9 protein-coding genes are annotated in these 7,265 nt (G+C 74.1%); 5 read left to right on the top strand and 4 right to left on the bottom strand.

The features are described from left to right. Positions 1–91, top strand: a 91-nt coding sequence (locus AB0K34_RS33795) for an acyl-CoA dehydrogenase family protein (RefSeq protein WP_353821960.1), incomplete at its 5' end; no start/stop codon positions are given. Here the strand turns inward: AB0K34_RS33795 and AB0K34_RS33790 are convergent. After that, positions 84–1,502 (bottom strand): HAMP domain-containing sensor histidine kinase, encoded by a 1,419-nt coding sequence (locus AB0K34_RS33790; protein WP_138641544.1) that lies wholly within the window; start codon positions 1,500–1,502, stop codon positions 84–86. The two genes, AB0K34_RS33795 and AB0K34_RS33790, sit on opposite strands and share 8 nt — an antisense overlap. A gap of 1 nt (position 1,503) precedes the next feature. After that, positions 1,504–2,184 (bottom strand): response regulator transcription factor, encoded by a 681-nt coding sequence (locus AB0K34_RS33785; protein WP_301176835.1) that lies wholly within the window; start codon positions 2,182–2,184, stop codon positions 1,504–1,506. 116 nt (positions 2,185–2,300) lie between these two features. Here AB0K34_RS33785 and AB0K34_RS33780 point away from each other — a divergent pair, with 116 nt between their 5' ends. From AB0K34_RS33780 to AB0K34_RS33765, 4 genes are read left to right on the top strand one after another with little or no spacing between them, the layout of a single operon-like run. Next, on the top strand, positions 2,301–2,933 hold the full coding sequence (locus AB0K34_RS33780) for a PepSY domain-containing protein (protein WP_301176836.1): 633 nt from the start codon (positions 2,301–2,303) through the stop codon (positions 2,931–2,933). A 40-nt stretch (positions 2,934–2,973) separates the two neighbouring features. Continuing rightward, a complete protein-coding gene (locus AB0K34_RS33775; protein ID WP_301176837.1) occupies positions 2,974–3,777 on the top strand; it encodes an SAM-dependent methyltransferase in 804 nt (267 codons plus the stop codon). A 20-nt stretch (positions 3,778–3,797) separates the two neighbouring features. After that, the gene (locus AB0K34_RS33770) at positions 3,798–4,274 is read left to right on the top strand and encodes an SRPBCC family protein (protein WP_301176838.1); all 477 of its coding nucleotides are present in this window, start codon (positions 3,798–3,800) and stop codon (positions 4,272–4,274) included. Between the two features lie 33 nt (positions 4,275–4,307). After that, positions 4,308–5,252, top strand: coding sequence for a ribose-phosphate pyrophosphokinase (locus AB0K34_RS33765; RefSeq protein WP_138641539.1), 945 nt, complete (start codon positions 4,308–4,310; stop codon positions 5,250–5,252). A gap of 1 nt (position 5,253) precedes the next feature. Here AB0K34_RS33765 and AB0K34_RS33760 read toward each other — a convergent pair whose 3' ends face one another. Both AB0K34_RS33760 and AB0K34_RS33755 read right to left on the bottom strand, forming a co-directional pair. Then, positions 5,254–6,168, bottom strand: coding sequence for a DUF4041 domain-containing protein (locus AB0K34_RS33760; protein ID WP_301176839.1), 915 nt, complete (start codon positions 6,166–6,168; stop codon positions 5,254–5,256). Then, the gene (locus AB0K34_RS33755; protein ID WP_301176840.1) at positions 6,165–7,220 is read right to left on the bottom strand and encodes a hypothetical protein; all 1,056 of its coding nucleotides are present in this window, start codon (positions 7,218–7,220) and stop codon (positions 6,165–6,167) included. Before AB0K34_RS33755 ends, AB0K34_RS33760 begins: the two co-directional genes overlap by 4 nt. Positions 7,221–7,265: the final 45 nt, after the last annotated feature.

The raw sequence follows: 7,265 nt of genomic DNA, 5'->3' as shown, positions 1-7,265 counted from the left end.
GCGGATGATGCGCGACGCCAAGATCACCCAGATCTACGAGGGCACCAACCAGATCCAGCGCATGGTGATGGCCCGCCAGCTCCTCAAGTAGCCGGCAGCCGCACCTCGAACAGGGCGCCGCCGCCGGGGGCCTCGCCGACGGTGAGGCTCCCGCCGTGCGCCGCGACCAGGTCCCGGGCGATGGCGAGGCCCAGCCCGGCGCCCCCCTCGTCGCGGCTGCGGGCGTCGTCCAGCCGGACGAACCGCTCGAAGATCCGCTCGCGGTCGGCGGGCGGCACCCCCGGCCCGTCGTCGGCGACGCGCAGCACCGCCGACCCCGCCTCTTCGCGCAGCGACAGCCGGACGGCCGCGTCCGCGTGCCGCTGCGCGTTGTCGAGCAGGTTGCCCACCACCCGGGCCAGCCGCCCCGGGACGCCCATGACCTGCGGGTCCCCCTCGATCGACGCCTGGACGGCGACGCGGTCGCCGGGGGCGCGGCGGTCCAGCTCGTCCCGGACGAGCCGGCCGAGCGCGACCGGCCGGGCGGGGGGCCGCTCGCCGGCGTCGATGCGGGCGAGCAGCAGCAGGTCGGCGGCGAGATGCTGGAGCCGCACGACGTCCTCGACGAGGCCGTCCACGTCGAGCAGCTCCGGATGCGCGGCGGCGACCTCCAGCTGCGTGCGCAGCGACGCGATCGGGCTGCGCAGCTCGTGCGAGGCGTCCGCGACGAAGCCGCGCTGCCGCGCCACCGACTCCGCCAGCGCGGCGAGGGTCTCGTTGGTCGTGGCGGCGAGGTCGGCGATCTCGTCCCGCGCGTCCGGCACGGGCACCCGCCGGGCCAGGTCGCCGGACGCGGTGATCTCCGCCAGCTCCGCCCGGACGGCCTCCACCGGCCGCAGCGCCCGCCGCGTGACGAGCCAGGTCACGCCGGCGACCACCGCCAGCAGCAGCGGCAGCCCGGCGAGCATCGCGCGGGTGACCGTGCTCGTCGCGTCCCGCGCCGCGGCGAGGTCGGCGCCCGCGTACACGGTGACCGTCTCGTCGCGCGGCGTCGTCACCTCGACCGCCGCGAACCGGTACTCGGCCGTCTGGCCGTCCACCGTCGCGCGGCCCGTGCTGAACCCCGGGTCGTCCCCGGACACCTCGCCGCGTCCCGGGTCGTCGTCGCCGTGGTCGTCATCGCCGCCGCCGCGCGCGGCCGCGCCCGGCCGGACGCCGGGGGAGCCGGTGCCGTGGATGGCCTGGAGGTCCTCGCTCACCGCGCGCACGCGGCCGTCCTCGCCGACGACCTGCACGGGATGGTCCTCGCCGTCGGGCAGGTCGAGGCTCCGGTACGGCGTGCCCGCCGCGAGCTGCGCCGCGACCTCCCGCGCCGCGACCTCCGCCCGCAGGTCCGTCTGGCCGGCCAGGTTCGCGCGCAGCAGCAGCACCACCGCGAGCCCGGCGGCGACCAGCGCGCCCGCCACCACGGCCGTCGCGCCCAGGGTCGTGCGGGCCCGCACGGACCCGAGGCGGCGCGCCATGTCAGGCGCCCCCGTCCCGGGCCAGCCGGTACCCGGCGCCGCGCACCGTCGTGATCGACCGGCGCCCGAACGGGACGTCGAGCTTGCGGCGCAGCGCGCTCACGTACACCTCGACGATGTTGGGGTCGCCGTCGTAGGCGAAGTCCCAGACGGCCTCCATGATCTGCGCCTTCGACACGACCTGGCCGGCGTTCGCGGCGAGGTGCTCCAGGACGGCGAACTCCTTGGCGGTCAGCTCCACCTCCGCGTCGCCCCGGAAGACGCGCCGCGCCGCCGGGTCCACGGTGAGGTCGCCGAGCACGATCGCGGGCGCGGCGCCGCGCGTGCGGCGGCGCAGCAGCGCGCGGACGCGCGCCACCAGCACCACGTACGAGAACGGCTTGGTGAGGTAGTCGTCCGCGCCGGTGTCGAGGCCCTCCGCCTCGTCGTACTCGCCGTCCTTGGCGGTCAGCATCAGGATCGGCGTCTCGTCGCCCGCCGCCCGCAGCTCCGCGCACACCCGGTAGCCGTTCATCCCCGGCAGCATGATGTCGAGGACGATCAGGTCGTAGCCGCCGCCGAGCGCCAGGTGCAGGCCCTCCGCGCCGTCGTGGACGGCCTCCACGACGAAGCCCTCGGCCGTCAGCCCCCGCGCGAGGGACGTGGCCAGGCGCTTCTCGTCCTCCACGATCAGCAGGCGCATGCCCCCCAGCCTGCCAAACGCCACCTGAAGGCGGCTTCAGGTTGCTTCAGGTGGGCTACAGGAAGACGCACCAACGTGGGTCTCGCAATGCGGAACCGAACGGAAGGTGCAACTCGATGAAGAACAACGCACGGCGCCTGGTCACCAAGCGCGGGCTGCTGGTCTCGGCCGTCGCCGCGGGCGTGCTGGCCGCCGGCGGGACGACGGCCGCGTTCGCCACCGCGCAGGACGCGCCGGCCGCGGCCGCGGCCCCGTCCGACGACCGGCCCGGCGGCGCGGCCGCCGCTCCGGAGGTGGCGCTCGCGCAGGCGGCGGACGCCGCGCTGAAGAAGGTGCCCGGCACGGTCGCGGAGGCCGAACTCGACGACGAGGACGGCAAGGCGGTCTGGGAGCTCGACGTCCTCGCCCAGGACGGAACCTGGCACGACGTGACCGTCGACTCCGGCGACGGCAAGGTGCTGACCGACCGCGCCGACGACCGCGGCGACGAGGACGGCGACGACGCCGCGGAGGCCGCCGCCCTGCGCAAGGCGTCGGTGGGCGCGCCCGCCGCCGCCGACGCGGCGCTGAAGGCCGTCCAGGGGCACGTCACGTCCGCCGAGTTCGAGCTTGAGGACGGCAAGGCCGTCTGGGAGGTCGACGTGGCCGGCAAGGACGGCGCCGAGCACGAGGTCACGGTGGACGCCGCGTCCGGCAAGGTCCTCACCCAGAAGACCGAAAAGCCGGACGACGACGGCGGCGAGGACTGACGGGCGCCGGGGCCGGGAAGGGACACCGCAGGAGGTGTGCATGAGCGAGCAGAGACCCGGCCCCGGCCCCGGCATCGACACCAGCGTGTCGCACGTGGCGCGCATCTGGAACTACTGGCTGGGCGGCAAGGACAACTATCCGGTGGACCGGGAGGTCGGCGACCAGATCCTCGGCATGCTGCCGGACGTCGCGAGGCTGGCCCGCGCCTCCCGGCTGTTCCTCAACCGGGTGGTGTGGCACCTGGCCGCCGAGGCGGGCGTCCGCCAGTTCATCGACATCGGGACGGGCCTGCCCACGGTCGACAACACCCACGAGGTCGCCCAGCGGGCCGCGCCCGAGTCGCGGATCGTCTACGTCGACAACGACCCGCTCGTCCTGGAGCACGCGAGGTCGCTGCTCACCAGCACTCCGGAGGGGCACACCGCCTACATCCACGCCGACCTCCGCGAGCCCGAGGGCATCCTGGAGGGCGCCGCGGAGACGCTCGACTTCAGCCGGCCCGTCGCGTTCACGCTGATGGGCATCCTGGAGTTCGTCCCCGACGACGAGCAGGCGTACGCGATCGTGCGGCGGCTGCTGTCCGCGGTGCCGTCCGGGAGCTATTTCGCCATGTACGACGGGACGAACGTCGTCCACGGCGAGGCGTCCGACCGGATCGTGGACGTGTGGAACGCCTCCGGCAACGCGCAGCTCGTGCTGCGCACCCCCGAGCAGATCGCGGGCTTCTTCGAGGGCCTGGAGATCGAGGAGCCCGGGATCGTCCCGGTGACGCACTGGCGCCCCGACACGCCCGGCGAACCCGAGCCGGTCGACGCCTACGGCGGCGTGGGCCGCAAGCCCTAGACCACCCCGAGAGCAGGCCGATGACCGCGGACGACTTCGTCTACACGATCTACATCAACGCCGCGCCGGAACGCGTCTGGGAGGCCCTCACCGACCCCGCCGCCACCCGCCGCTACTGGGGCGTCGCCTTCGAGACCGACTGGACGCCCGGCTCGGCCATGACCTGGCACGAAGAGGACGCGGTGACCGCCGACCCCGAGCAGACCGTCCTGGAGGCCGAGCCGGGCCGCCGCCTGTCCTACACCTGGCACACCTTCACGCCCGAATGGGCGAAGAGCGTCGGCGTGGACGAGGAGACCCGCCGCGCACTCATGGCGGAACCCCGCTCAACGGTGTCCTTCGCCATCGAGCCGGCCGGCGCCACCACCAGGCTTACCGTCGTACACCGCGCGGGCGAGGCGCTGCTCGCCATGTCGCGGCAGGGCTGGCCGCACGTCCTGTCCGGGCTGAAGACACTGCTGGAGACCGGCGAACCCCTGCCCACCACCGACCTCTAGCATGACCCCGGACGATCACGTGAGGAGCGGTTCGTGCGAGAGATCGCCGTGTTCAGCGGTAGCGCCCACCCGGAACTGGCCGCCGAGGTCTGCGCGCACCTCGGGGTGCCGCTGAGCCCGTCCCGGGTCGACCGGTTCGCCAACGACTGCCTGGAGGTGCAGCTGCAGGCCAACTGCCGGGAGCGGGACGTCTTCCTGATCCAGCCGCTCGTCGCGCCCGTCCAGGAGCACCTCGTCGAGCTGCTCCTGATGTGCGACGCGGCCCGCGGCGCGTCCGCGAGCCGCATCACCGTCGTCATGCCGCACTACTCCTACGCCCGCTCCGACAAGAAGGACGCGCCGCGCATCTCCATCGGCGGGCGCCTGGTCGCCGACCTCCTCGTCGCCTCCGGCGCGAGCCGCGTCCTCGCCATGACCCTGCACTCGCCGCAGGTGCACGGCTTCTTCTCCGTCCCCGTCGACCACCTGCACGCGCTGCGCGAGCTCGCCGACCACTTCCGCGGGTACGACCTGTCGCGCACCACCGTCGTCTCGCCCGACCTCGGCAACGCCAAGGAGGCCGCGGCCTTCGCCCGCCTCCTCGGCGTCCAGGTCGCCGCGGGCGCCAAGCAGCGCTTCCCCGACGACCGCGTCCAGATCAGCTCCGTCATCGGCGACGTCGCCGACCGCGACGTCATCGTCCTGGACGACGAGATCGCCAAGGGCAGCACCGTCCTGGAGCTGCTGGACCGGCTCCGCGAACTGGGCGCCCGCAGCGTCCGCGTCGCCTGCACCCACGGCCTGTTCGCCGCCGGCGCCCTCCAGCGCCTCACCGCCCAGCCCGACGTCCTGGAGATCGTCTGCACCAACACGGTCCCCGTCCCGAACGGCGACCGCAGCGACAAGCTCCGCATCCTGTCCATCGCCCCGGCCCTCGCCGAGGCCGTCCGCCGCATCCACAACGGCGAGTCGGTGAGCGCCCTCTTCGAGTCGCCCTGAGCTACCTCCGGCTCTGCCGGAACTCCTCGGCCTCCGGCACCTCGGTGTACTCCAGCAGGTGGCTGCCGGCGACCCGCTCCAGCGCCTCGCGCACCTCGCCGGGCGTCGCGTAGAAGAACTCGCGCCGCAGGTTGACCTGGTTGACGCGCCTGTCCGCGAACTCCTGGTGCAACCGCCCCTCCAGCCCGACGGCGTCCTCGCTGAAGATGAGCGCGTGGACGTCGAACCGGAACGGCACGGACGCGTCGCCGAGCTCCCGCACCCGGTCCATCGGGTCCAGCCGCCGCGTCATGCCGATCTTCACCATCCGCTCGCCGAACGCCCCGATGTTGGAGATCACGTACACGTAGCCGGCCCGCACCTTCGCCGCCCGCCCCTCCACGTCGTCGATGGCCGCCTCCACGTCGGCGAGCTTGGCCCGCAGGTCGGCCGCGCCCGCCGCGTCCCCGTTGGCCTCCAGCCTGGCGAGGGCCGACTCCACGTGCGAGCGCTCCTTGAGCAGCCGGGCCTTCTCCCGCTCGAACTCCTTGCGCGCCTTGTCCTCCTCGCGCTGCCGCTCCCGCTCGGCCCGCACCCGCTCCTTCTCCTCCTCCACCTTCGCGAGGTGGTCGGCGGTGAGCCGCAGTTCCCGGACGCGGACCTCGCGGTACCGGCGGCCGACCCGGATGTCCATCGTCTTGCCGAGCCGCTCGATCGTCTGCGCCGTCTTGTCCAGCCGGTCGATCGCGGACTGGAGCTTGTAGGGGCGCATCGTCCGGACGAGGTTGTCCGCCTCGGCGTTGTAGGCCCGCAGCATCAGCTTGGAGAAGTCCCGCACCATCTTCGCGCCCTGCGCGGCGGACCCGTTCACCGTCCAGTGCGTCGCGCCGACGACCGCCTCGCCGCCGCTCGCCATGGACTTGATCCGGTCCTTCACCTTGGCCAGCTCGGCCTTGTAGGCGACGACGTCTTCGAGTGGATGCTGGTACTCGTAGATCCCCGCCTCCTGCAGCAGGGCGAGGTCCTGCGTCTCGACGATGTCCTTGCGCAGCCGCGCCAGCTCCCGGCGCTCTCCGCGGTCTGCCGCCGTACCTCGGCGGCCTCGTCCCGCAGCCGCGCGATCTCCGCGCCGACGCCGGGGGCGTCGAGCCCGCCGAGCCGCTCCAGCCACTGCCGCAGCTCCGCGTTCTCGGCCTCCAGCTCCTCGATGCGCTCCCGCTTCCCGCCGAACACCGGCAGGGGCCTGGACGCCGAATGCGCGGACCCCGGCGTACGGACGGGTGGCGCGGGGACGGGCGGCGCGGGCGCCGGAACCGGCGGCGCGGGGGCGGGCATCGGCGGGGCCGGGGCGGGGACCGGAGGCGCGGCGGGGAGCCAGAACTGCCAGCCGGGCGGTGCGGGCGGCCAGCTCGCGTCGGGCTGCCATCCGGGCGGCGGCGTCCATCCGGGCGGCGGCGCGGGCCACGTCGGCGGCGGGTTGTACCGCCACCCCGACGGCGCCGGCGCCGCGACGAGAGGCACCGGCGCCGGGGTTACGGGGGCAGGGGCGGCGGGCGCGGGGGGTGCCGGGGCGGGAGGCGCCTGGGCAGGGCGCGGGGCCCGGACTAAGCCCTCGATGACGCTTCTGATGTGCGGCGCGTCCTGGTCGTGGACATCACCGAAGTCGGTCTCCGCCCCGGAGCCGTCCAGCACCACGAGGAACCAGCGCTGCTTGTAGGACTTGCGGGCCTCGACGGCGGCGACCTCCGCGATCGGAACCTCCTGCCGCGGGCCCTCCCTGACGAGGTCGGGAGCCGAGAATCCGAGGACGCGCCGCTCGGTGACGGCGATGTGGGTGAGCGTCGGCAGGGCCTTCACGGTCGCCGCGAGCGCCAGGACCGTCTCGCCGTCCCGCAGGAACAGTCCGATCTGCCGGAGCATGTGCTCCGCCGCGCCGGGATCGACTTCGACCCCGACATAGCCCGGCCGTGGCGTGTTCTGCACTGTCATCGCTACCTCGCAGCGCCGTCTCTGGGCAGAACAGGGGCGCTTCGC

The organism is Actinomadura sp. NPDC049382 (genome assembly GCF_040677125.1).
Taxonomy (GTDB): Bacteria; Actinomycetota; Actinomycetes; order Streptosporangiales; family Streptosporangiaceae; genus Spirillospora; species Spirillospora geliboluensis.
The sequence above is the reverse complement of the archived record's forward strand: the minus strand, read 5'-3'. Positions and strand labels throughout refer to the sequence as shown.

Bases quoted from the DNA above. Each gene is read 5' to 3' on its own strand.
- AB0K34_RS33790 (WP_138641544.1), bottom strand. From the start codon at position 1,502: ATGGCGCGCCGCCTCGGGTCCGTGCGGGCCCGCACGACCCTGGGCGCG.
- AB0K34_RS33785 (WP_301176835.1), bottom strand. From the start codon at position 2,184: ATGCGCCTGCTGATCGTGGAGGACGAGAAGCGCCTGGCCACGTCCCTC.
- AB0K34_RS33780 (WP_301176836.1), top strand. From the start codon at position 2,301: ATGAAGAACAACGCACGGCGCCTGGTCACCAAGCGCGGGCTGCTGGTC.
- AB0K34_RS33775 (WP_301176837.1), top strand. From the start codon at position 2,974: ATGAGCGAGCAGAGACCCGGCCCCGGCCCCGGCATCGACACCAGCGTG.
- AB0K34_RS33770 (WP_301176838.1), top strand. From the start codon at position 3,798: ATGACCGCGGACGACTTCGTCTACACGATCTACATCAACGCCGCGCCG.
- AB0K34_RS33755 (WP_301176840.1), bottom strand. From the start codon at position 7,220: ATGACAGTGCAGAACACGCCACGGCCGGGCTATGTCGGGGTCGAAGTC.